Genomic DNA, 23,095 nt, shown 5'->3' with positions numbered 1-23,095 from the left:
ATATGATATTGGGAATTGATGCCTCGAATATTAGAGAAGGAGGTGGTTTGACGCATTTGAAAGAAATTCTTCTTAACGCAAATCCTGAGAAACATGGTTTTAAAAAAGTTGTTGTATGGAGTAGTCAAAAGACCCTTGATAAGCTGCCGGATTTTCCGTGGCTCCTAAAGGTAAACAACAAGTGGCTGAACCAATCATTTATTGTATCCTTTTTATATCAATCGTTATTCATTTCAAAAGATGTAAGAAAGAGAAAATGTGATCTTCTTTTTGTGCCGGGCGGAACTTTTCTGGGAAGTTTCAGGCATATCATATCAATGAGCCAGAATATGCTCCCGTTCGAAAAAGAAGAGCGTAACCGATTTCCTAAATGGACCAGCAGACTGAAATTTAAATTACTGAAAATCACTCAATCTTATACATTTAAAAAGTCAGAAGGAATCATCTTTCTAACTGATTATGCTAAAAGCTACATTACCAACTCAATACATCTGGAATCACGGAAAACAACGGTAATTCCGCATGGAATTAAAAAAACTTTTGTCAATGAACCCAAAGTTCAGAAAGAAATACAATTCTACACTGAGAATACCCCATTCAGGTTTTTATATGTGTCAATTGTTACAGAATATAAACATCAGTGGAACGTGGCCAAAGCAATTCTTAGATTGCGAAATGACGGATATTTTATTACATTAGATCTGGTTGGTGGATATACCGATGAAGCTCTTCAAAAGCTCAATACCGTACTTGCTGAAGATAATAAAAAAATAATCACCTATAAAGGCTTAATACCCTACGAAGAGCTTAGTACCATATACAAAAATGCCGACGGGTTTATATTTGCTTCAACCTGCGAGAATATGCCGATTATTCTCATTGAAGCGATGACTGCGGGGTTACCTGTTGCAAGTTCGGAAAAACAACCGATGCCTGAAATATTAAAAGAATCAGCTTTTTATTTTAAAGCTACCGATACCGACAATATCTATGAATGCCTGAAAAAATATTTGCAGGATCCTGGTAAAAGAAAAGTAAATGCAGAAGAAACATTTCATAAAGCATCACGCTATACTTGGGAAGACTGTTCCGACAGAACTTTTACATATTTAATGAAAAAAATACAAGAAAATGCAGATACAAGATAAAATATTACTGATTACAGGCGGAACAGGATCTTTCGGTACAGCTGTTCTGAGAAAATTTATTAACACAGATCATTTTAAAGAAATCCGTATTTTTTCCCGTGATGAGAAGAAACAGGATGATATGAGAAATCAGTTTAAAAATGATAAACTGAAGTTTTATATTGGCGATGTGCGAGACTATAAAAGCATCGAACCGGCGATGAGGGGAGTAGACTATGTTTTTCATGCTGCCGCATTAAAGCAGGTTCCATCTTGCGAATTCTTTCCTATGCAGGCCGTAAAAACCAATGTAGAAGGAACTCAGAATGTCATTGACGCAGCTATTCAGAACCATGTGAAAAAAGTAATCTGCCTCAGTACTGATAAAGCAGCATATCCTATTAATGCAATGGGTATTTCCAAAGCTATGATGGAAAAAGTAGCCATTGCAGCTTCCAGAAATCTTGAAGATACCGTTGTATGCCTTACGAGATATGGCAATGTAATGGCTTCCAGAGGATCCGTTATCCCATTATTTGTAAAGCAAATTAAAAACGGAGACCCTATAACTCTTACAGATCCCAATATGACCAGATTCCTGATGTCATTGGAAGAAGCAGTAGATCTCGTATTATTCGCTTTTGAACACGGAAATCCTGGCGATTTATTCGTCAATAAAGCACCGGCCGGAACAATCGGAGATCTGGCGCAGGCTTTGAAAGAATTGTTCAGGAGTGATAATCCTGTGAAAATTATCGGAACCAGACACGGCGAAAAATTATACGAAACACTCTGCACCCGCGAAGAAATGATTAAGGCAGAAGATATGGGCAACTTTTACAGAATTCCTGCTGACAACAGAGATCTTAATTATGCTCAGTATTTTTCAGAAGGAACAGAAGATATTTCTAAAATTGAAGACTATCACTCTCACAATACCCAACAGCAGGACGTGGAAGGAATGAAAAACCTTCTGATGAAGCTGCCGCTTATAAGAAAAGAAGTGTTGGGAGAAGATAATATGATGCAATATCCGGATTAAATTAATTGATATGGAACAACCGACAATTATCAAAGGGAAAAGTCATGCAGATAACAGAGGAAGCCTTTTCTTCAACAATGATTTCAATGCATCTCTTATCAAAAGAATATATTACATAGAAAATAAAGATACTCAGTTTATAAGAGGCTGGACAGGACATAAAATCGAGCAGAGATGGTTTTCTGCAACACAAGGAAGCTTTACAATCAGGCTGATCAAAATCGACAATTGGCAGAAGCCGTCGGAAAATTTACCGGTGCTAGAATTTGAATTAAATTCAGAAAATCTTGATATCCTGCATGTTCCTAAAGGATATGCAAGCGCAATTCAGGCTAAGGATGAAAAATCGAGACTATTGGTAATGGCAGATTATTCTTTAGGCGAAATTACTGATGATTATCGTTTTTCCATTAACTATTTCGAAAATTTAAAATAATGAAGAAAATTGGAATTACCGGCCAGAACGGTTTTGTCGGTTCACATCTGTACAATACACTTGGTCTATCACCAGATAAGTTTGAAAGAGTTCATTTCTCAAGAGATTTTTTTGAAAATGAAGAAAAACTTGATGCGTTTGTCTCGCAGTGTGATGTGATCATACATCTTGCAGCCATGAACAGGCACCCGGATCCACAAGTTATTTACAATAACAATATTGAGCTGGTAAAAAAACTGATTGCATCCTTAGAAAAAACAAATTCAAAAGCGCATATTCTCTTTTCATCCTCTTCTCAGGAAGAGAAAGACAATCTTTACGGAAAATCTAAAAAAGAAGGACGTGAACTTCTGGCTGACTGGGCAGAAAAATCAGGCGGAAAATTTACGGGAATGGTCATTCCAAATGTATTCGGACCATTCGGGAAGCCGAATTACAATTCTTTTATTGCAACTTTTTGTTATAAACTTACAAACGGAGAAACCCCCGTTATTGATAACGACGGAGAAGTAAAACTAATCTATGTAGGAGAACTTGTAAAAGAGATCATTAGCCAAATTGAAGCAGAAAAAAATCTGAATTTCTACGAAGTTCCGCACACCTCTGTACATAAGGTTTCTGAGGTACTGAAGAAATTAGAAAATTATAAACAATTGTATTTTGAAAATGGAGAAATCCCTGTTTTGGAAACTGCTTTTGATTTAAACCTTTTCAATACGTTCCGTTGCTATTTTGATATTAAAAATCATTACCCTGTAAAATTCACGCAGCATACCGATCCGAGAGGAGCTTTTGTTGAAGTCATAAGGCTCGGAATAGGTGGGCAGTGCTCATTTTCAACAACTGTTCCGGGAATTACGAGAGGAAATCATTTTCATACAAGAAAAATAGAAAGATTTGCTGTTATCAAAGGAAAAGCACTGATACAGCTGAGAAAAATAGACACCGAAGAAGTTCTTGATTTTTACCTCGACGGAACCGAACCTGCGTATGTAGATATGCCGATCTGGTATACGCACAATATTAAAAATATAGGAGAAGAAGAGTTATATACAATCTTCTGGATTAATGAGCCTTTTAACCCTGAAGATGCAGATACCTATTTTCTGGAAGTATAGTTAAGTTATTAAACCGAAAAACATATGGTATCTAAACTAATGTTTCCAATAGGTATTTTTATGAGATTATTTTATTTTTGATGTTATTAATAAGATATTGTTGCAATGTACTATATTAGTAACATCACCAATTCTTTTATATTTATAACTTTGCAGCGGCACAGTTAATAAAAGGCTTTGAGTTGTTATGGATTATACACGAATATAATGAAAAAATTAAAAGTAATAACCGTCGTGGGGACACGGCCTGAAATCATCAGATTATCAAGAGTATTGTCAGCTTTGGATGCTTCTGAAGCTGTTGAACATATCATCGTCCATACCGGACAAAACTACGATTATGAATTGAATCAGATCTTTTTTGAAGATCTGGGACTTCGTAAACCGGATTATTTTCTGGAAGCTGCCGGAAAAACAGCAACAGAAACCGTGGGAAATATTCTTATTAAAATAGATCCTCTTTTGGAAGAGCTTAGACCTGACGCATTCCTGGTATTGGGAGACACCAACTCGTGTCTTTGTGCAATTCCCGCAAAGAAGCGGCAAATTCCTATCTTTCATATGGAAGCAGGAAACAGATGTTTCGACCAGAGAGTTCCCGAGGAAACCAACAGGAAAATTGTAGATCATACAGCAGATATTAATTTAACCTATTCGGATATTGCCAGAGAATATCTCTTACGCGAAGGACTTCCTGCAGACAGGATCATCAAAACAGGTTCGCCGATGTTTGAAGTCTTACATCATTATCTTCCGCAGATTGAAAAATCCGATGTCCTTAAACGTCTTAATGTTGAAGAGGGTAAATATTTCGTGGTATCTTCTCACAGAGAAGAAAATATCAATTCTGAGAAAAATTTCAGAGGATTAATAGATAGCCTTAATGAAATCGCTGAAAAATTTCGTTTACCGATCATTGTTTCTACCCATCCGAGAACAAGGAATATGATTGATAAAATGAACATTGAGGTGAGACCGGAAATTCAGTTTTTAAAACCTTTAGGATTTCACGATTATAATGCATTGCAGATGAGAAGTTATGCCGTTTTATCAGATTCCGGAACCATTTCTGAAGAATCTTCAATTCTTAATTTCAGGGCACTGAACATAAGGGAAGCTCATGAACGTCCGGAAGCTATGGAAGAGGCATCCGTAATGATGGTCGGTCTTTCTCCGGAAAGAATCTTACAGGGGTTGGCCCAGCTTCAGCAGCAGCAAACAGGCAGAGAAAGAAATTACAGAATGGTAGCAGATTATTCGATGCCCAACGTTTCCGAAAAGATGGTAAGAATTATCCTAAGCTATACCGATTATATTAACAGAGTAGTTTGGAGTAAGTAAATGGATAATCTTTGGATTGCAACCGAATTATTTTATCCGGAGCAAACTTCAACCTCTTTTATACTTACTAAGATTGCAAACCGGCTTTCTGAAAAATACTCCGTAAAAGTAGTTTGCGGACAACCTGTTTATGACAAAAATGTAAAAGCCACGGTACATTTTACCTTGAATTCTAAGGTATCTGTTCATAAAATTAACGGGTTCGCAGGAAATAAAAACAGTTTGTTTTTCAGGACCTTACGATTTGCTTTCCTTAGTCTGTCAATGTTTTTTTACCTGTTGAAAAACGTCAGAAAAGGAGAAAAAGTCCTTATTGTTACCAACCCGGCTCCGCTTGTTTTATTGGTTTCACTACTGAAAAAAATAAAGAATATTGAATTAATTCTTCTCGTACATGATGTGTTTCCCGAAAATACGGTGCCTGCAGGGATCTTAAAGCCTACTTCGTTAAGTTATCAGTTTATAAAGAGAATTTTTGATAAAGCCTATTCCAATGCTGATAAATTGATTGTTCTGGGAAGAGATATGCAGAATGTGATTGAAAATAAAATAAAAAAACACACCAAAACCTCTAAGATTTACATTATTGAGAACTGGGGAGATATTCATGGAATTTATCCTGTTCCTAAGGAAAAAAATTTTGAAAAAGCTTCCCCGCTCAACAACAAGATCATATTTCAATATGCAGGTAATATGGGCAGAGTGCAGGGGCTTCTTGAGCTTTTGGAAATTATAAAGGATGTTCGTAACGAAAAACTGGCATTTTATTTCGTAGGTGAAGGAGCTGTAAAAAATGCAATGACTGATTATGTAAGAACCCATCAGTTAAAAAATGTGTATTTTGACGGAAGTTATTCCAGGGAAGATCAGCTATCTGTACTGAATAAAACCGATATCGCATTTGTAAGCCTTGCTGAAGGAATGTTCGGACTTGGAGTACCGTCCAAAGCCTACAATATTCTTGCATCAGGCAAACCAATTTTATATATTGGTGAAGAAAACAGTGAGATAGATCTTCTCATCAAAGAAAAAGAAATTGGTTATTCTTTTAGACATAACGAGAAAGAAGAACTTATCCTATTTTTCAATACTTTTGACGAAAAATTAGCTGAAGATTTAGAACGCAAGAAAAAGAACGCAAGAAAAACAGCGGAAGAAAACTTTTCTGAAGAAATTATTTTGAATAAATTTTATTATATTATCCAGTGAAAATATTATTTACAGGAGCTAACGGTTTTTTAGGCAGAAATGTGATTCCGGTACTGAGAGAGAAAGCTTTTGAGGTAAAAACTTTTGGAACCCGGAATGCAGATTATGTATACGATATTTCAAAGCAATTCCCTGCAATAGAAGAAAACTTTGATATTGTTTTCCATGCTGCCGGTAAGGCTCACTGTATTCCCAAAAACCGTGATGAAGAAAAAAATTTTTATGATGTGAATCTTAAAGGAACCAAAAATCTTTGCAGGTCATTAGAAAGTAATCTGCCAAAAATCTTTATATTTATCAGTACTGTAGCGGTTTATGGTACAGAATTCGGCAGTAATATCAGCGAAGAATTCCCCTTGGCTGGGAATACTCCTTATGCAAAAAGCAAGATTGAGGCCGAGAGATTCCTTGAAAACTGGTCCCTTAAAAATAATATCAGGCTTTTTATCTTCAGACCTTCGCTAATCGCAGGACCTAATCCGCCTGGTAATTTGGGAGATATGATAAAGGCCATAAAAATCGGAAAATACTTCAATATTGCAGGAGGAAAGGCTGAAAAAAGTTTAATATGGGTGGAAGATTTTGCCGAGCTTACATTTTTGTCACTTGCTCATCCTGGAGGGATTTACAATGTCTGCGACAATTCTAACCCTAGTTTTAAAGAGATTTCCGAAAGATTTTCAATTGTTCTCAATAAAAAAATGCCCAAAAACATTCCCTTTTTTTTGGCAAAACTAATGGCTTTGGCCGGAGATATATTAGGAAGTAAAGCGCCTATTAACTCACAAAAACTAAATAAAATAACTAAAGCTCTAACCTTTTCAAACGAAAAAATAAAAAAAGAGTTAGGATTTTTACCCACAAATGTCTTGAAAAAAATCTAAATGATGGAATTTATACTAATTACCATATTACTTTTTATATCAATTTTAATATATTTTAAAATTGCAGATAAATACAATATTATTGATAGGCCCAATCATCGCAGTGCCCATTCGCAGATTACCCTCAGAGGAGGCGGAATTATTTTTCCGATTGCCTTTATTATTTTTTGCATGTTCAATTATAAACAAACAATGGAGATGTACTGGTCTTTTGGGCTAGGATTATTGGCCATATGTCTTGTCAGTTTTATTGATGATGTCAGAACCTTATCAGGGAAGATAAGAATTACTGTTCACTTCCTGTCGGTAGCACTTTTACTGAACTTTACAGGAACGTTCAGTGCAATGCCGGCTTGGGTATGGCCTGCTTTTTTTATCATGATTATAGGAACACTCAATGCCTACAATTTCATGGATGGCATTAATGGTATGACGGGAGCCTATACTTTGATAACATTGTTGACTCTTTTCTACATCAATCGTGATATCATCTCTTTTACGGAGGAGAATTTTATCATGTATGCAATATTGGCATCTTTGGTTTTTCTCTTTTACAATTTCAGGAAAAAAGCGAAATGCTTTGCCGGAGATGTGGGAAGTATGGGAATAGGATTCTGGCTAATTGCACTGATCACTTTACTCATTATGAAGACTCAGGATTATAAATATATACTTCTCTTTTCAGTGTACGGAATGGAAGTTGTTCTTACAATTATAGAAAGAATAATGCTGAAAGAAAATATATTTGAGGCCCACAGAAGGCATCTGTATCAGCTTCTTGCCAATGAGAAAAGAATGTCTCATCTGGTAATAAGTGCAATTTACGCTTTAACTCAACTGGTAATCAATCTATTTTTAATACACTCGAAACTGCCGGTTTACGCTGTTATTCTGATTATATTTATTCCGCTTGGCAGCGTTTACCTCTTCCTTAAATTAAGATTGAAAAAATTGCAATCATCTGTAAATAAATAATATGAAAATAAAAGAAACGCCTTTAAAGGACTGTTACATCATTGAGCCTACAATTTTTGAAGACGAGAGAGGTTATTTTTTTGAAAAGTACAACGAAAAAAGATTTGAGGAACTTACCGGGATGAACGGGCATTTTGTTCAGAACAATATATCCAAATCTTCATACGGTGTCATCCGTGGAATTCATTTACAAAAAGGGGAATATGCACAAGCAAAACTGGTTTCCTGTCTTGAAGGACGTGTTTGGGATGTAGCGGTAGATTTGAGAAAAGATTCTCCCACATTCGGAAAATGGTTCGGAATTGAGCTTACGGCAGAAAACAAAACACAGCTGTATGTACCGAGAGGTTTCGGGCATGGATTTTCAGTATTGAGCGAAACAGCTGTTTTCGCTTACAAATGTGATAACTTTTATAACAAAGAATCTGAAGCAGGAGTACTGTACAATGATTCTCATTTGAACATCGATTGGAAAATCCCTGCGCAGGATGCGGTTTTATCTGAAAAGGATCAGATATTACCAGGCTTTGAAAAAGGATAAAAATTAAAAAAACAATATCAGGACCACCGCAACAGGTGGTCTTTTTTTATTCAGGACTCTTCAATATTTTGTATCTTTGCCAACTCAAAATCAAAAAGATGCGTACAAAATCGGTAGGGAAGAAGAAAATCAATGTAGTAACGCTTGGATGTTCCAAGAATGTTTATGACTCTGAAGTTTTGATGAGCCAGCTCAAAGCCAATGGTAAAGAGGTTGTTCATGAAGACAAAGGAGATATTGTAGTGATCAATACCTGCGGATTTATAGACAATGCCAAAGAAGAATCTATCAATACCATTCTGGATTATGTGGAGGCTAAAAACAGGGGCGAAGTAGAAAAAGTATTTGTTACAGGTTGTCTTTCGGAACGATATAAGCCGGATCTTGTAAGAGAAATTCCGGATGTAGATCAATATTTCGGAACCAGAGATCTTCCTGTTTTGCTTAAGCATCTTGGGGCAGATTACAAGCATGAGCTGGTGGGGGAGCGTTTAACAACAACTCCAAAACATTATGCTTACCTTAAAATTTCTGAAGGCTGCGACAGGCCCTGCTCGTTCTGTGCAATTCCTCTCATGAGAGGTGGCCACGTTTCCACACCAATCGAAAAACTTGTTCTAGAAGCGCAGAAGCTTGCTAAAAAAGGGACGAAAGAACTGATTCTTATTGCGCAGGATCTTACATACTACGGACTGGATATTTATAAAAGACGTGCACTGGGCGATTTACTAAAAGAATTGGTAAAAGTAGAAGGAATTGAATGGATTCGTCTTCACTATGCTTTTCCAAGCGGCTTCCCGGAGGATGTTTTAGATATCATCAGAGAAGAACCGAAAGTTTGTAACTATATTGATATTCCTCTTCAGCATATCAATTCAGAGCTGCTGAAATCTATGAAAAGAGGGACCACTCATGAAAAAACGGATGCACTTCTGGGAAAATTCAGGGAGAAGGTTCCGGATATGGCCATCCGTACAACTCTTATCGTTGGCTATCCGGGAGAAACGAAAGAAATTTTCCAGGAACTGAAAGATTGGGTAAGAGAACAAAAATTCGACAGGCTCGGATGTTTTACCTATTCTCATGAAGAAAATACCGGTGCTTATGTTCTGGAAGATAATATTCCGCAGGAAGTTAAAGAAGCCAGAGTGGAAGAGATCATGGAAATTCAGTCGCAGATTTCATGGGAAAAGAATCAGGAAAAGATAGGGAGGATATATCGTTGTATTTTCGACCGTAAAGAAGGAAATTATTTTGTAGGCAGAACAGAATACGATTCGCCGGACGTTGACAATACAGTTCTGGTGTCTGCAGAAAATACATATATTTCTATCGGAGATTTTGCAGAAGTTAAAATCACGTCAGCTGAAGAATTTGATCTTTATGGTGAATTGATATAAAAATATATTTTCAAAAACTTAAAATAATTAACATTTAGTTACAATCTCCTGCTCACAGGGTCTGAACTTGATGTTAATTATTTTTTTTGTGCCTATTTCAAATGATAAATTAGGAATTTTTCTAAAATCATAAATACATAAGTTGCTGATTAATAATATTTTATAATTTGTGATAAATCGGTCTATCATCATAATTGTTAAATAAGTTAACTTTTTAGCTGTAATTTTAACATTTTTTAACAATAGCAATTATACTATTGGTAATCAGATGTTTAAATGAATAATTAACATTAATTTAAGATTGTGTTAACTATTTTTGACATTTGGAATAGGCACTTTAGAAGATTCCTGATACATTTGCCCCGTCAAACAAATAAAAGTTCAAAGTGATGAAAAGAGTAATTCTCGTAATCATAATGATGATTTCAACCCTTGGTGTTTATTCGTTCAAAATGAATGCCATAGATGCGAAAAAAACAAGTTATGCATCGTACTACCACGATAAATTTAACGGTAGAAAAACGGCCAGCGGAGAAATTTTCGATAACGCGAAGTTTACAGCAGCCAACAGAACGCTTCCTTTCGGAACAAATATTAAGGTAACGAACCTGAACAATGGTAAAGAGGTAATTGTGAAGATTAATGATAGAGGACCTTACCATTCATCAAGAGCATTAGATATGTCTAAAGCTGCGTTCGATGAAATCGGAAATACCGGCCGCGGTACTATTCCGGTGGAATATGAAATTGTCGATTAATTTTATGATTTAAATTAAAAAAAAGCCAACCTTCGCAGTTGGCTTTTTTTATGCCAAAAGTTATAGGCTAATCTCCACCAGGGCAGGGCAATGATCCGAATGTACTGCTTCTTTTAAAATAACAGCTCTTGTCAGTTTGTCTTTTAAGGTATAGGAAGTAAAATTATAATCCAGTCTCCAGCCTTTATTCCGCTCTCTGGAATTTTGCCTGTAGCTCCACCAGGTGTAGTGATCCGGTTCATTATTAAAAAACCTGAAACTGTCGATCAGCTCACATTCATTGATGAAATTGGTCATCCATTCCCTTTCCATAGGCAAAAAGCCTGAAACGTTCTTCAATCCTACAGGATTATGTATGTCAATGGCCTCATGGCATATATTAAAATCTCCTGAAATAATAAGATTGGGAATTTCCTTCTTTAGATTCTTGATATATTCTAAAAAATCCTGGCAGAACTGCATTTTAAAGTCGAGTCTTTCAATATTGGAAGCAGACGGAACATATACCGAAATAGCAGAAAAACCATCGTAATCCGCACGGATGATTCTTCCTTCATTATCATAGCTTTCGATACCGCAGCCATATTCAATATGGTTAGGCTTTATTTTAGAAGCTATTCCGACACCGCTGTAGCCTTTTTTCACGGCTGAATGCCAGTAACTATGATAACCGAGCTTTTCAAGACTTTCGATGTCGATTTGGTCGTTTCCCGCTTTGCTTTCCTGAATGCAGATGATATCCGGATCCGCAGACTTAAGCCAGCCCAAAAAATCTTTGGTAAAAGCAGCCCTGATCCCGTTGACGTTGTAGGTAATTAATCTCAAAACTTTATTTTTTTCAAAAATACAAAATGAAACCCGCTTATAATGTCTTAAAATAGTTTCGGGCGGAAAAAATCAAAGATTTTTTCCGCCCGAAACATGAGTATAATTAAGATTAAAAAATCTCCTTAATCCAATTGAAATTAAGTTGTCAAGTCCATCTGCTATTTCGGCTCCAGAATACTGATCGGAATGATGCACTCTTCCAGTGAAATTCCGCCATGCTGATAGGTCTCTTTATAATAGTTTACAAAATGATTGTAGTTTTTAGGATAGGCAAGGAAAATATTATTCTTGGCAAAAATATACTTCGAACTCAAATTCCCTTTCGGTAAAAACAGTTTTTCCGGATTGGTGATTGCCCAGACATCGCTGTCATCATAGGTAAGACTTTTCCCGGTTTTGTAACGGATATTGGTTGAGGTTTCTCTGTCGCCCACTACCTTACTAGGTTTTTTTACATAAACTGTTCCATGATCGGTGGTAATAACAAGTTTGAATCCGTTTTCAGCAGCGACTTTAATGATCTTCATTAATGAAGAATTTTCAAACCAGTTTAAGGTCAGTGATCTGAAGGTTTTATCATCACGAATCAACTGATCTACAATATGGTTATCCGTCTTCGCATGCGAAAGAATGTCAATAAAATTGTAGACAATCACCAAAAGATCATTATTCTTATGCTGGTTGAAATCATCATAAATCTTACGCTCAAAATCTGCGTTCAATACTTTAAGGTACTTCATGGATTTGGAGCTAAGACCAATTCTTTTCATCTGATCTTCAAGGAAATCACGTTCATATTCGTTTTTATTTCCTTCCTCATTATCATTAAACCATTTGTCAGGAAAGCGTTTTTCAATTTCAGACGGCATCAGTCCTGCAAAAAAAGAATTTCTTGCATATTGCGTAGCTGTCGGAAGAATACTGTAATAATAATCTTCAGAAATTTTATTGTAATATTTGGTAAATAACGGCTCAATCACCTTCCACTGGTCATAACGTAGGTTGTCGACCATCAGCAGCAAAACTTTTTCTTTTTCTACCTCAGGTTTTACTTTTTCTTTAAAAAGGGTGTGGCTCATCATGGGCTTATCAGAATCATGGAGCCAGTCTTCATAGTTGTTTTCGATAAACTTGGCAAACTGAATATTTGCCTCTTCTTTCTGCGATTGAAGAAGATCGGCAAACTCGTTATCGGTTACCTTATCAAATTTAATCTCCCAGTTCAGGATTTTCTTATAATATTCCGCCCAATCCTGATATGTTCTTAAATACGAAAGCTCCATAGAGAGGTTCCTGAATTCCTGCTGGTACTGAAGTATGGTTTTCTGCTCTACAAGATTATCCTGCTGAAGGTTTTTCTTTAAAGAAAGAAGGATCTGGTTGGGATTTACAGGCTTCAAAATATAATCTGCAATCTGTGATCCGATGGCTTCTTCCATAATATGCTCTTCTTCACTTTTGGTCACCATCACTATTTTTAAAGAATTATCTTTATCTTTAATCATAGGGATAGCTTCAAGACCGGAAATTCCGGGCATATTTTCATCAATAAGTGTCAATGCGAATTTTTCTGAGTCCATTAGTTCCAGCGCCTCATTTACATTGTTAACAGGAGTTACCTGATATCCTTTTTTTTCAAGGAATACAATGTGAGGTTTAAGGAGATCAATTTCATCATCTATCCATAATATCTTTTCCGACATAAATTTACTTTTTTACATGGTTATTGTATCAAATTGCCGACCAACTATCATTAAAATCTGCCAAAATGAACATGCGTAAAGTTAAATATAAGTTAATGAAAACTGCAATATTTCAGAATAATAATTCTTAGAATTTTCGGGACTTATTTTTTGATACTATTTTAATTTCCGCTCAATTTTAAAATCCCTAAATTTGTTACAAATTCAGACGTTTTCAATGCAGAATAAACTCAAAATCATCAACGATCCGGTTCACGGTTTTATCAGAATTCCACACGAAATCCTATTTGATATTATTGAGCATCCCTATTTCCAAAGATTAAGAAGAATCGGGCAGACCGGTCTTCTGAATCTTATCTTCCCGGGGGCTACCCACACCAGGTTTCATCATGCGATTGGTGCAATGCATCTGATGTTTACAGCTCTTGAAACATTAAAGCAAAAAGGCGTGAAGATATCGGAAAACGAGGAAAAAGGCGCAATGCTGGCAATTTTAATGCACGACATTGGCCATGGCCCGTTTTCCCATGCACTGGAAAGTATGCTGATGGACGACTGGCATCATGAAACGCTTTCGCTGCTGTTGATGAATCGACTGAATGAAGAGTTCAAAGGAGAGCTTTCCTGTGCCATTGAAATGTTTCAGGGAAGATATCACCGGAAATTTTTCAATCAGCTGATCTCTTCACAATTGGATGTTGACCGTCTTGATTATCTTAATCGCGACAGCTTTTTCACTGGAGTTTCCGAAGGAAGTATTAATACCCAGCGTATTATCTCCATGATGAATGTTTGCGAAGAGGGTGAGCTGGTAATTGATGCTAAAGGCGTATATTCTATAGAAAATTTTCTGACTGCCAGAATGTTTATGTATTGGCAGGTTTATTATCATAAAACTTCTGCACTTGCTGAATTTCTTCTTGTGAAAATTCTTGATCGGGCTAAATATTTAGTTTCTCAGGGAGTAGATCTTCCGGCAGGCGATAATCTCAAATATTTCCTCTACCGCGAAAAAAGTGCAGCTACCGATGAAGATGTCATGAGATTTACACAATTAGATGATAATGATGTCATTCAGGCAATGAAATCCTGGCAGAGTGCGGAAGATAAAATATTATCATATTGGTGCAGATGTGTCATTCAGCGCAATCTTCCTAAAACAATTATCTCTTCTCACCCTTTTGATCCGAAATTTATTAAAGAAAAAATAAAAAATACAAATGATTTTTTCGGAATTGATAATGGTAAAGAATTAGTGCATGAGATCAAAAGAAAGCTTCTTCCGTATGATACGGAAAAACAGCCCATTTACCTTCTGCAGAAAAACGGTAAAAAGATCAGGCTTGAAGAATCGGAAGACCAGCTTTTGTCCGGGCTTATGACCAATATGACAACGCGGTATATCCTCATGTTTCCAAGAGATATTTCGGTGATTAATTCTTAAAAATTAATAAAATTTACTTTCCGAAAACCAAAAAATGTTTGCGAATTACAGAATTTCTTATCTTTGCAGAATATGGAATTCACAGCTTCGCAAATTGCAAGTTTTATTGACGGAAAAATAATAGGTGACGGCAATGCACTTATTACAGGAGTTTCACCTATTGAAAGCGGGGAAACTGGGCATCTTTCTTTTATAGCACAAGATAGATTTACGCATTATTTAGATACCTCAAGATGCTCCGTTATCATTGTTTCAGAAAGTCTTATCACAAAAGATTCTTATAATCCTACCGTTATTTCGGTGAAAGATGCTTACCTTTCCTTTCAGATACTGATGAACCTTTATCAGGAGATGCAGGGAAGAAAAGAAGGCATTGAGAACGGCTCTTCAATACACGAGACTGCCGTAATCGGTGAAAAAGCTTATATCGGCGCTTTCACCTATGTTTCAGAGAAAGCGAAGATAGGGGAAGGATCACAGATTTATCCTCAAGTATACATCGGAAAAGGTGTTAAAATCGGGAAAAACTGTAAAATAGACAGTGGTGCCAGAATTTATGATTACTGCATCATCGGAGACAACTGTGTGATTCATTCCAATACCGTAATCGGAGGCGATGGATTCGGGTTTCAGCCTACTTCGGAAGGATTTAAAAAAATTCCGCAGCTCGGAAATGTTATCATTGAAGACGATGTGGAAATCGGTTCAAACTGTAGTATTGACCGCGCAACCATCGGATCTACCGTTATCGGGAAAGGAACAAAAATAGATAATCTGATTCAGATCGCACATAATGTGAAAATCGGTAAAAACAATGTCATTGCAGCGCAGGCCGGTATTGCAGGATCCACAACAATCGGAGACTGGAACCAGATCGGTGGTCAGGTAGGTATTGTAGGCCATATTAAAATAGGAAATCAGGTAAGAATTCAGGCCCAGAGCGGGGTTAATTCCAGTGTAAATGACAAAGAAACATTATACGGATCACCCGCAATCAATTATAATGATTATCTGAGAAACTACATTCATTTCAGAAACTTTACTGAAATCGTTAATAGAATTAAAAATCTTGAGAATAACTCAAAAGATAAAACTAATGAGTGATATGCAAAAAACGCTTCAGCAGGAAGTGACACTTTCCGGGATCGGACTTCATACTGGTAAAGAAGTAAAACTTACCATGAAACCAGCCAAAGAAAACACAGGCTTTGTTTTTGTAAGAACAGATCTTGAAGGCCATCCGCAGGTCGAAGCAGATGTAAACTATGTAGTTGCTACAGAAAGAGGGACCACATTAGAAAAGTTAGGCGTAAAAATTACAACCTGTGAGCATCTTTTAGCCGCATTGGTTGGTTGTGATATCGATAATGCAATTCTTGAAATGGATGCTTCAGAGCCGCCGATTCTCGACGGATCTTCAAAATATTTTGTTGAAGCTATTGAAAGCGTGGGTGTTATAGAACAGAATGTTGCGAGAGAATATCTCGTGGTAAAAGAAGTTCTTACCTACAGCGATCCTGCTACAGGGTCTGAAATCACAATTATTCCTTCCGATACGTACGAAGTAACAACAATGGTTGACTTCGGAACTAAAGTTTTGGGTACCCAAAATGCTACATTAAAAAATATTTCCGAGTTTAAAGACGAGATTTCCTCTGCAAGAACATTCAGTTTTCTGCATGAGCTTGAAATGCTTTTAGATCATGGCCTTATAAAAGGGGGTGATATCTCAAACGCAATCGTATATGTAGACAAGGATCTTACTCCTGAAACTACGGAAAAACTGAAAAAAGCTTTTGGCAAAGACAATGTTTCTATACGGCCGAACGGAATTCTTGATAATTTAAATTTAAACTACCCGAATGAAGCGGCAAGACATAAATTACTGGATGTAATTGGTGACCTTGCGTTGGCGGGAGTAAAGATAAAAGGTAAGGTTATTGCCAATAAACCGGGGCATTACGTAAATACGCAGTTTGCAAAAAAACTGAACCGCCAGTGGAAACTGCAGAAAAAGAAAAACGTTCCCGATTTCGATCTCACAAAAGAGCCTGTTTTCGATATCAATGGGATCATGAAGCTTATGCCTCACAGACCCCCGTTTTTGTTAATTGATAAAATTCTTGAGCTTTCGGATTCCCATGTTGTAGGACTAAAGAATGTAACGATGAATGAGCCTTTCTTCGTAGGACATTTTCCGAAAGAGCCTGTAATGCCGGGTGTTTTACAGGTAGAAGCTTTGGCGCAGACCGGAGGGATCCTTGTACTGGCAAGCGTTCCGGATCCTGAAAATTACTCTACCTATTTTATCAAAATTGATAAAGTAAAATTCAAGAGAAAAGTAGTGCCGGGAGATACTATTATTTTCAAAATTGAATTGATCGAGCCGATCAGAAGAGGAATCGTCCATATGCAGGGCTACGGATATGTAGGAGATGCGATTGCCGTAGAAGCAGAATTAATGGCTCAAGTTGCAAAAAATAAAGTTGATTAAATGATTCATCAATTAGCAGCCGTAGATAAGCGTGCGAAAATCAGCAAAAATGTAATTGTAGAACCTTTCACTACCATTGCAGGGGACGTTGAAATAGGAGAAGGAACCTGGATCGGCCCCAATGTTACCATCATGGATGGAGCAAGAATTGGTAAAAACTGCAGAATTTTTCCGGGAACTGTGATTTCGGCAATTCCTCAGGATTTGAAATTCGACGGCGAAGATACTCAGGTTATTATCGGTGACGAAACCACGATCAGAGAATGTGTCACCGTAAACAGGGGAACAAAGGCGCTCGGGTTTACTAAAATCGGGAAAAACTGCCTCATCATGGCAACCTCGCATATTGCGCATGATTGTGTGATAGGAGACCACGTTATCATTGTAAACGGTTGCGGTATTGCCGGACATGTAGAAATTGGCGATTATACCGTAATGGGAGGGCTTTCAGCAGTTCATCAGTTCGGTAAAATCGGAAAACATGTAATGATCTCTGGGGGAACGCTGGTAAGAAAAGATATTCCGCCTTATGTAAAAGTTGCGAGAGAGCCGATGTCTTACGCGGGAATCAACTCCGTAGGATTAAGAAGAAGAGGATTTACGAATGAGAAAATATTTGAAATCCAGAAAATCTACAGAGCGATTTTCCAGATGAAAATGAATGTTTCACAGGCTATTTCCCATATTGAAAAAGAAATGCTTCCAACAGCGGAAAGAGATGAGATTCTTCAGTTTATCCAGAATTCTCCGAGAGGAATCGTAAAAGGCTACGGAACCGGAAAAGAATAATCAATAAAATTATATATGAAAATTTTAATCTTTTTTATCATGCTTTCAGCAACTTCTGTGTTTGGACAGCAAACGGAAGGATTAAAAACTCAAAAAACAACAAAGACTTCTATCATGGAAAGAAAAATTCCTGAAAAGTCTAAAGACAGCCTTGCTAGAAGTAATTTTAATTCTATCCTGAAACAAAAGGATAATTCAGGCTCTATTTTTGGAACGGCTAACCAGTATAACTCCGAGGTACAGATGAATGTGAACCGTTTGCAGAACAACGTAAATACATTCAATAATAATACATTCAATAGGATGATACCGCAGGGACAGGGAATACAATTTAATAAAAGAAAATAATTATATACAAAATTAATGGCAACAAGTAACGATATCAGAAAAGGACTTTGTATTGAGTACAGCAACGATATTTATAAAGTTATCGAATTCCTTCACGTAAAACCGGGAAAAGGTCCTGCTTTCGTTAGAACAAAATTAAAATCTGTAACCAACGGAAAAGTAATTGATAATACTTTCTCTGCAGGTCACAAAATCGACGAAGTAAAAGTGATCACCAGAAAGTATCAGTATCTTTACGATGATGAAAACGGATTCCACTTCATGAATAATGACGACTTCTCTCAGCTTTACCTTAATAAAGAAATGATTGAAAACTCAAACCTTATGAAAGCTGGTGAAGAAGTTACAATCATCCTGAAAGAAGCAGATGAAACTCCGCTTTCGGCAGAATTACCGCAATCAGTTTATCTTGAAGTAGTGGAAGCTGATCCGGGGGTAAAAGGAAACACCGCAACTAATGCCCTTAAAAACGCCATCGTTGAAACAGGAGCAAGAGTAATGGTTCCTTTATTTATTGAACCGGGTGACAAAATCAAAGTGAGCACCGAAGACGGGTCTTACTTAGAAAGAGTTAAAGAATAATTTTTAATACAATGTATAGAGATTCGGAATGCGAGAGCAAACCGAATTTTTATTTTATAAAAGTTTAAAAGTCCCAAACGGACGATTATGTAGGACCGGAAGCAATCCGGCAAATTTTGTTATCATTAAACATCATTAAAGAATATGAAGTTTCATCAGCCGCAAAAATTAAGAACAATTGCTGATATTATCGGAGCTAAATTCGTAGGTCCTGAAGATTTTGAAGTCTTGGGAACTAATGAAATCCATATGGTAAGACCAGGAGACATTGTCTTCGTTAATCATCCCAAATATTACGATAAAGCCCTGAATTCCGCTGCAACAATCATTCTTATCGATAAAGAAGTTGCATGTCCCGAAGGCAAAGCCCTTTTGGTTTCAGAAGATCCCTTCAGGGATTTTAATAAAATCAACACCCACTTTACAAGGATCTACAACTTTACCGAAGAGCTTCACGATGTGAAAATTGGTGAAGGAACTCATATTCATCGTTCAGCGGTAATCGGCAACAATGTAAGAATCGGAAAGAATACCCTCATTTTTCCTAATGTTGTGATCGGAGACAGAACGGTTATAGGTGACAATGTTGTTATACAGTCCAATACTGTACTGGGAGGTGATGCATTCTATTATAGAAAACTAGACGGAAATTTTGACCGTCTGATTTCCGTTGGAAATGTAGTCATTGAAAATAACGTTGAAATCGGAAACGGATGTACCATTGACAGAGGAGTAACAGATTCTACGGTTATTGGTGAAGGCTCAGTATTGGACAATCAGATCCAGATCGGGCATGATACGCTAATCGGTAAAAAATGCCTTATTGCTTCCCAGACAGGGATAGCAGGCTGCTGCATTATTGAAGATGAGGTTACCATCTGGGGCCAGGTGGGCATTGCATCAGGTCTCAGAATAGAAAAAGGCACAGTCTTACTCGCCAAAGCTGGAGTAAACAGGGATTTACCTAAAGGAACTTATTTCGGATCGATTGCAGAAGACTTCAGAACCTATCTGAAAAAAGAGGTTAAACTGAGAAATCTCAAATAAACAAATTGTTTAGATTTATCTTAAATCAAAGAAATTTAATTAAATTTGTGTGCATTTAAAAATTAATAAATAAATTAAATAAATAATAAAATGTCAATTTTAGTAAACAAAGATTCTAAAGTAATTGTACAAGGATTTACGGGGAATGAAGGTACTTTCCACGCAAGCCAGATGATCGAATACGGTACCAATGTAGTTGGTGGTGTTACTCCGGGAAAAGGAGGAAGCGAGCACCTTGGAAAGCCGGTATTCAACACGGTAGCTGATGCTGTGGCAAAAGCCGGAGCAAACGTGAGTATCATTTTCGTACCGCCTGCATTTGCTGCTGATGCTATTATGGAAGCTGCCGAGGCAGGGATTAAAGTAATTGTATGTATTACTGAAGGTATTCCTGTAGCAGATATGGTGAAAGTAAAATCTTACATTGCCGACAGAGACTGCAGATTAATCGGTCCGAACTGCCCGGGAATCATTACTTCTGAAGAAGCTAAAATTGGTATTATGCCAGGTTTCGTTTTCAAAAAAGGAAAAGTAGGTATCGTTTCAAAATCTGGTACTCTTACTTATGAAGCAGCAGATCAGGTGGTAAGAGCCGGCTTCGGTATTTCTACAGCAATCGGTATCGGTGGAGATCCAATCATCGGAACAACTACCAGAGAAGCTTTGGAATTATTTATCAACGATCCTGAAACGGAAGCTGTTGTAATGATCGGAGAAATCGGTGGAGGTCTTGAAGCAGAAGCGGCAAGATGGTACAAAGCCAGCGGTTCTACAAAACCGGTAGTCGGTTTTATCGCAGGACAAACAGCTCCTAAAGGCAGAACAATGGGGCACGCAGGTGCTATCGTTGGCGGTGCTGAAGATACGGCTCAGGCAAAGATGGAGATCATGAGAGAAAACGGTATCAATGTAGTAGATTCCCCTGCTGATATTGGTGTTACCGTGGCTAAAGTTTTAGCATAATTTAAAAACAAACATATGAAAAAATTTTTATTACCCTCCGCCTTGTTATTGTCGGTGATGTCTTTCGCACAAATAGACTTCAGCAGTACAAGGTTCGGAGTCTCTGCCGGAGGTACCCTTTCGGCAGTGAAAAACGCTCACAATCCCTCAGGAAGAAGATTTTCAGCAGAAGTTGGAGTTTTGGCTTTAATTCCTGTTGGCAGCACCAACCAGTTTTTCCTTCAGCCTGAAATACAGTATTTCGGAGCAGGAGAAACCGGGAAAGATAAAGATGCAAAAGGTAAAGACGGCTATGATGCTGTTTATGCAAATGATTATCTTAGTGTACCGATCAGTTTTAAGGCTTATTTTTCCGAAGCAGAATCAGAGTTTTTCGGATTGATAGGACCAAGGTTTAATTTCCTGATAAATCAGCGGGTAAAAAATGCACCTGTATCAAGACCTTACTATGATCCGGATGTTACAGTTGCGTCCCTTCCTAATGTCAATGGAAAAGCCAATAGCTTTAATTTTGGAATTGGTTTTGGCTTCGGGTACAGCTACAAAAGGCAGCTGGAAGTAGCTGCAAGATATGATTTTGGACTTTCCAACACGTATCCCGGGCTGGATCAGGAACCGCAGGGAACCAACAAAAATAAGTCTGAACAGGTTCTCAGTGTAAGTGTGAACTATATTTTCAGGTAAGAAATTTAATTTCTACATATAAAAATTCCCGAAGCTTTGCTTCGGGAATTTTTTATTTTAACAGGATCAATTATCCTTTAATCCATTTCCAGATCTCTTTAAGGGTGGCTTTATTTCCATACATCAGAATGCCTACTCTGTATATCTTTCCTGCAACGAAAATCATAAAAATGGTAGTCATAAGAAGCAAAGCAATTGACAAAGCAATTTGCCATGCCGGAACTCCGAACGGTATTCTTGCAATCATCGCTACCGGAGAGGTAAAGGGGATGATCGACAGCCAGAAACCCAGCGGGCCGTCCGGATTATTCATTAAAGAAAAACTGCCGTACATTCCCAACATCAGGGGAAGTATGGCAAAAAGAGTGAATTGCTGAGTCTCAGTTTCGTTGTCTACTGCTGATCCAATAGCTGCATATATTGAACTGTAGAAAATATATCCTAAAAGGAAAAATACGATAAACACAAAAATGATCAGTGGAAAATTAAGTTCCAGCAGGTTGTGAGAGATTTGGGTTGCAATCTGGGCGATATCAAGTTTGCTGGCAAGTTCTTCATTTCCTCCCGGAATATTCTTTTGTATAGAAGAAAAGCCTGTATTCAGAACCAGTGCTCCGATTACAGACATCGTAATCCATACAACAAACTGAGTTAATGCAACCAAAGTAACGCCTAAGATTTTTCCCATCATCAGTTCAAAAGGTTTTACCGAAGAAATAATGATCTCAACTACACGGTTGTTTTTTTCCTCAAGAACACTTCTCATTACACGCACCCCGTAAATGATGATAAACATAAAAGTAACATACATCAAAAGGATGCTGAGCCCGCTTTTTACCCCAAATCCAAGGTCGGAATCTTCCTTATTATTCTCAGAAATATTAATTGTTTTCAGGGTAAAACTTTTATCAAGATTAATCAGCTGCTTTTCTGCAATACCCAACTGTTTTATTTTTTCTTTTTTAATAACATCCGTGATGTCAGAGACTATTTTCTGCTTTGTGTCAAAGCCAATTTTATTATTGATAACCAGTCTCGTATTTTTCTGGAGATTATCAAAGTTCTGATTTTTCAGTTCCGGTAAAACAAGGATGCCATCTAACGATTCATTGCCTTTCAGATTATTAATTTTCGATTTTTCGTCAGCCGCCGAAACAAAAACATATTTCAGCTGGTCGGAAGATTTAAGCTGATTCTTAAACAGACCGCTTTTATCTACGACTTCAATAACGCTGTGAGATTCATTAGCTTTAAACATAAGACCGATGACAGCCCCGAAAGCAAGAAGAAGAATCGGAGCAAGGATAGTCAGTACAATAAAAGACTTTTTCTTGACCTGTGTCAAAAATTCCCTTTTTGTAATTAAAAAGATATTATTCATA

The 23,095-nt window shown here is 37.1% G+C and carries 23 protein-coding genes; 20 read left to right on the top strand and 3 right to left on the bottom strand.

All coding sequences use genetic code 11. From position 1 onward, the window contains the following. The first annotated feature begins 2 nt into the window (after positions 1 to 2). The 11 genes from ACYT6F_RS01350 (at position 3) to ACYT6F_RS01300 (ending at position 10,831) form a co-directional block, all read left to right on the top strand. The gene (locus ACYT6F_RS01350; RefSeq protein WP_472599543.1) at positions 3 to 1,148 is read left to right on the top strand and encodes a glycosyltransferase family 4 protein; all 1,146 of its coding nucleotides are present in this window, start codon (positions 3 to 5) and stop codon (positions 1,146 to 1,148) included. Continuing rightward, a complete protein-coding gene (locus ACYT6F_RS01345) occupies positions 1,132 to 2,169 on the top strand; it encodes a polysaccharide biosynthesis protein (protein ID WP_472599542.1) in 1,038 nt (345 codons plus the stop codon). The genes ACYT6F_RS01350 and ACYT6F_RS01345 overlap by 17 nt, the downstream gene beginning before the upstream one ends. 10 nt (positions 2,170 to 2,179) lie before the next feature. Continuing rightward, positions 2,180 to 2,605, top strand: coding sequence for a WxcM-like domain-containing protein (locus tag ACYT6F_RS01340; RefSeq protein ID WP_472599541.1), 426 nt, complete (start codon positions 2,180 to 2,182; stop codon positions 2,603 to 2,605). Then, entirely contained in the window at positions 2,605 to 3,723 is a 1,119-nt protein-coding gene (locus ACYT6F_RS01335; RefSeq protein ID WP_472599540.1) for a polysaccharide biosynthesis C-terminal domain-containing protein, read from the top strand. The genes ACYT6F_RS01340 and ACYT6F_RS01335 overlap by 1 nt, the downstream gene beginning before the upstream one ends. A gap of 207 nt (positions 3,724 to 3,930) precedes the next feature. Next, positions 3,931 to 5,064 carry a non-hydrolyzing UDP-N-acetylglucosamine 2-epimerase gene (wecB, locus tag ACYT6F_RS01330; protein WP_472599539.1) on the top strand — a complete coding sequence of 378 codons (1,134 nt, stop codon included), beginning with the start codon at positions 3,931 to 3,933 and terminating at the stop codon, positions 5,062 to 5,064. After that, on the top strand, positions 5,065 to 6,273 hold the full coding sequence (locus tag ACYT6F_RS01325) for a glycosyltransferase family 4 protein (RefSeq protein WP_472599538.1): 1,209 nt from the start codon (positions 5,065 to 5,067) through the stop codon (positions 6,271 to 6,273). Next, the gene (locus tag ACYT6F_RS01320) at positions 6,270 to 7,157 is read left to right on the top strand and encodes an NAD-dependent epimerase/dehydratase family protein (protein WP_472599537.1); all 888 of its coding nucleotides are present in this window, start codon (positions 6,270 to 6,272) and stop codon (positions 7,155 to 7,157) included. The genes ACYT6F_RS01325 and ACYT6F_RS01320 overlap by 4 nt, the downstream gene beginning before the upstream one ends. Beyond that, entirely contained in the window at positions 7,158 to 8,132 is a 975-nt protein-coding gene (locus tag ACYT6F_RS01315) for an MraY family glycosyltransferase (RefSeq protein ID WP_472599536.1), read from the top strand. 1 nt (position 8,133) lies between these two features. Continuing rightward, complete coding sequence (gene rfbC, locus ACYT6F_RS01310; protein ID WP_472599535.1) at positions 8,134 to 8,673, top strand: dTDP-4-dehydrorhamnose 3,5-epimerase; 540 nt, start codon at positions 8,134 to 8,136, stop codon at positions 8,671 to 8,673. Positions 8,674 to 8,771: 98 nt separating this feature from the next. Further along, the gene (gene rimO / locus ACYT6F_RS01305) at positions 8,772 to 10,073 is read left to right on the top strand and encodes a 30S ribosomal protein S12 methylthiotransferase RimO (RefSeq protein ID WP_472599534.1); all 1,302 of its coding nucleotides are present in this window, start codon (positions 8,772 to 8,774) and stop codon (positions 10,071 to 10,073) included. A gap of 386 nt (positions 10,074 to 10,459) precedes the next feature. Then, entirely contained in the window at positions 10,460 to 10,831 is a 372-nt protein-coding gene (locus ACYT6F_RS01300; protein WP_472599533.1) for a septal ring lytic transglycosylase RlpA family protein, read from the top strand. Positions 10,832 to 10,891: 60 nt separating this feature from the next. On the opposite strand, the gene ACYT6F_RS01295 is transcribed toward ACYT6F_RS01300, so the two are convergent. Next, positions 10,892 to 11,656: an exodeoxyribonuclease III gene (locus tag ACYT6F_RS01295; RefSeq protein ID WP_472599532.1), complete on the bottom strand. Its 765-nt coding sequence runs from the start codon at positions 11,654 to 11,656 to the stop codon at positions 10,892 to 10,894. A 161-nt stretch (positions 11,657 to 11,817) separates the two neighbouring features. Then, a complete protein-coding gene (gene porX / locus ACYT6F_RS01290) occupies positions 11,818 to 13,362 on the bottom strand; it encodes a T9SS response regulator signal transducer PorX (protein WP_472599531.1) in 1,545 nt (514 codons plus the stop codon). Positions 13,363 to 13,579: 217 nt separating this feature from the next. On the opposite strand from porX, the gene ACYT6F_RS01285 reads away from it, so the two are divergent. The 9 genes from ACYT6F_RS01285 to ACYT6F_RS01245 all read left to right on the top strand — a co-directional run bounded on the left by ACYT6F_RS01285 (position 13,580) and on the right by ACYT6F_RS01245 (position 21,713). Beyond that, the gene (locus ACYT6F_RS01285) at positions 13,580 to 14,806 is read left to right on the top strand and encodes an HD domain-containing protein (RefSeq protein ID WP_472599530.1); all 1,227 of its coding nucleotides are present in this window, start codon (positions 13,580 to 13,582) and stop codon (positions 14,804 to 14,806) included. A gap of 72 nt (positions 14,807 to 14,878) precedes the next feature. Next, a complete protein-coding gene (gene lpxD, locus ACYT6F_RS01280) occupies positions 14,879 to 15,910 on the top strand; it encodes a UDP-3-O-(3-hydroxymyristoyl)glucosamine N-acyltransferase (protein WP_169229443.1) in 1,032 nt (343 codons plus the stop codon). Continuing rightward, on the top strand, positions 15,903 to 17,300 hold the full coding sequence (locus tag ACYT6F_RS01275) for a bifunctional UDP-3-O-[3-hydroxymyristoyl] N-acetylglucosamine deacetylase/3-hydroxyacyl-ACP dehydratase (RefSeq protein WP_472599529.1): 1,398 nt from the start codon (positions 15,903 to 15,905) through the stop codon (positions 17,298 to 17,300). The genes lpxD and ACYT6F_RS01275 overlap by 8 nt, the downstream gene beginning before the upstream one ends. Next, complete coding sequence (gene lpxA, locus ACYT6F_RS01270) at positions 17,301 to 18,089, top strand: acyl-ACP--UDP-N-acetylglucosamine O-acyltransferase (RefSeq protein WP_066439196.1); 789 nt, start codon at positions 17,301 to 17,303, stop codon at positions 18,087 to 18,089. Between the two features lie 15 nt (positions 18,090 to 18,104). Beyond that, positions 18,105 to 18,437, top strand: coding sequence for a hypothetical protein (locus tag ACYT6F_RS01265; protein ID WP_472599528.1), 333 nt, complete (start codon positions 18,105 to 18,107; stop codon positions 18,435 to 18,437). A 15-nt stretch (positions 18,438 to 18,452) separates the two neighbouring features. Then, the gene (efp, locus tag ACYT6F_RS01260) at positions 18,453 to 19,019 is read left to right on the top strand and encodes an elongation factor P (RefSeq protein WP_027379799.1); all 567 of its coding nucleotides are present in this window, start codon (positions 18,453 to 18,455) and stop codon (positions 19,017 to 19,019) included. 144 nt (positions 19,020 to 19,163) lie between these two features. Continuing rightward, positions 19,164 to 20,066, top strand: coding sequence for a UDP-3-O-(3-hydroxymyristoyl)glucosamine N-acyltransferase (locus ACYT6F_RS01255; RefSeq protein WP_472599527.1), 903 nt, complete (start codon positions 19,164 to 19,166; stop codon positions 20,064 to 20,066). Between the two features lie 90 nt (positions 20,067 to 20,156). After that, positions 20,157 to 21,029, top strand: a complete 873-nt coding sequence (gene sucD / locus ACYT6F_RS01250; protein WP_029294782.1) for a succinate--CoA ligase subunit alpha — start codon at positions 20,157 to 20,159, stop codon at positions 21,027 to 21,029. 15 nt (positions 21,030 to 21,044) lie between these two features. Beyond that, complete coding sequence (locus ACYT6F_RS01245) at positions 21,045 to 21,713, top strand: outer membrane beta-barrel protein (RefSeq protein ID WP_472599526.1); 669 nt, start codon at positions 21,045 to 21,047, stop codon at positions 21,711 to 21,713. A gap of 70 nt (positions 21,714 to 21,783) precedes the next feature. Here the strand turns inward: ACYT6F_RS01245 and ACYT6F_RS01240 are convergent, their stop codons facing one another. Continuing rightward, positions 21,784 to 23,094, bottom strand: a complete 1,311-nt coding sequence (locus ACYT6F_RS01240) for an ABC transporter permease (protein ID WP_472599525.1) — start codon at positions 23,092 to 23,094, stop codon at positions 21,784 to 21,786. Position 23,095 lies beyond the last annotated feature (1 nt).

The sequence above is a fragment of the Chryseobacterium sp. NG-CE01 genome (assembly GCF_055695505.1).
Note: the sequence above shows the minus strand (reverse complement) of the source record. Positions and strands in the feature narration are given on the sequence as shown.

Bases quoted from the DNA above. Each gene is read 5' to 3' on its own strand.
- ACYT6F_RS01350 (WP_472599543.1), top strand. From the start codon at position 3: ATGATATTGGGAATTGATGCCTCGAATATTAGAGAAGGAGGTGGTTTG.
- ACYT6F_RS01345 (WP_472599542.1), top strand. From the start codon at position 1,132: ATGCAGATACAAGATAAAATATTACTGATTACAGGCGGAACAGGATCT.
- ACYT6F_RS01340 (WP_472599541.1), top strand. From the start codon at position 2,180: ATGGAACAACCGACAATTATCAAAGGGAAAAGTCATGCAGATAACAGA.
- ACYT6F_RS01335 (WP_472599540.1), top strand. From the start codon at position 2,605: ATGAAGAAAATTGGAATTACCGGCCAGAACGGTTTTGTCGGTTCACAT.
- wecB (WP_472599539.1), top strand. From the start codon at position 3,931: ATGAAAAAATTAAAAGTAATAACCGTCGTGGGGACACGGCCTGAAATC.
- ACYT6F_RS01325 (WP_472599538.1), top strand. From the start codon at position 5,065: ATGGATAATCTTTGGATTGCAACCGAATTATTTTATCCGGAGCAAACT.
- ACYT6F_RS01315 (WP_472599536.1), top strand. From the start codon at position 7,158: ATGATGGAATTTATACTAATTACCATATTACTTTTTATATCAATTTTA.
- rfbC (WP_472599535.1), top strand. From the start codon at position 8,134: ATGAAAATAAAAGAAACGCCTTTAAAGGACTGTTACATCATTGAGCCT.
- rimO (WP_472599534.1), top strand. From the start codon at position 8,772: ATGCGTACAAAATCGGTAGGGAAGAAGAAAATCAATGTAGTAACGCTT.
- porX (WP_472599531.1), bottom strand. From the start codon at position 13,362: ATGTCGGAAAAGATATTATGGATAGATGATGAAATTGATCTCCTTAAA.
- ACYT6F_RS01285 (WP_472599530.1), top strand. From the start codon at position 13,580: ATGCAGAATAAACTCAAAATCATCAACGATCCGGTTCACGGTTTTATC.
- lpxD (WP_169229443.1), top strand. From the start codon at position 14,879: ATGGAATTCACAGCTTCGCAAATTGCAAGTTTTATTGACGGAAAAATA.
- ACYT6F_RS01275 (WP_472599529.1), top strand. From the start codon at position 15,903: ATGAGTGATATGCAAAAAACGCTTCAGCAGGAAGTGACACTTTCCGGG.
- lpxA (WP_066439196.1), top strand. From the start codon at position 17,301: ATGATTCATCAATTAGCAGCCGTAGATAAGCGTGCGAAAATCAGCAAA.
- ACYT6F_RS01265 (WP_472599528.1), top strand. From the start codon at position 18,105: ATGAAAATTTTAATCTTTTTTATCATGCTTTCAGCAACTTCTGTGTTT.
- efp (WP_027379799.1), top strand. From the start codon at position 18,453: ATGGCAACAAGTAACGATATCAGAAAAGGACTTTGTATTGAGTACAGC.
- ACYT6F_RS01255 (WP_472599527.1), top strand. From the start codon at position 19,164: ATGAAGTTTCATCAGCCGCAAAAATTAAGAACAATTGCTGATATTATC.
- sucD (WP_029294782.1), top strand. From the start codon at position 20,157: ATGTCAATTTTAGTAAACAAAGATTCTAAAGTAATTGTACAAGGATTT.
- ACYT6F_RS01245 (WP_472599526.1), top strand. From the start codon at position 21,045: ATGAAAAAATTTTTATTACCCTCCGCCTTGTTATTGTCGGTGATGTCT.
- ACYT6F_RS01240 (WP_472599525.1), bottom strand. From the start codon at position 23,094: ATGAATAATATCTTTTTAATTACAAAAAGGGAATTTTTGACACAGGTC.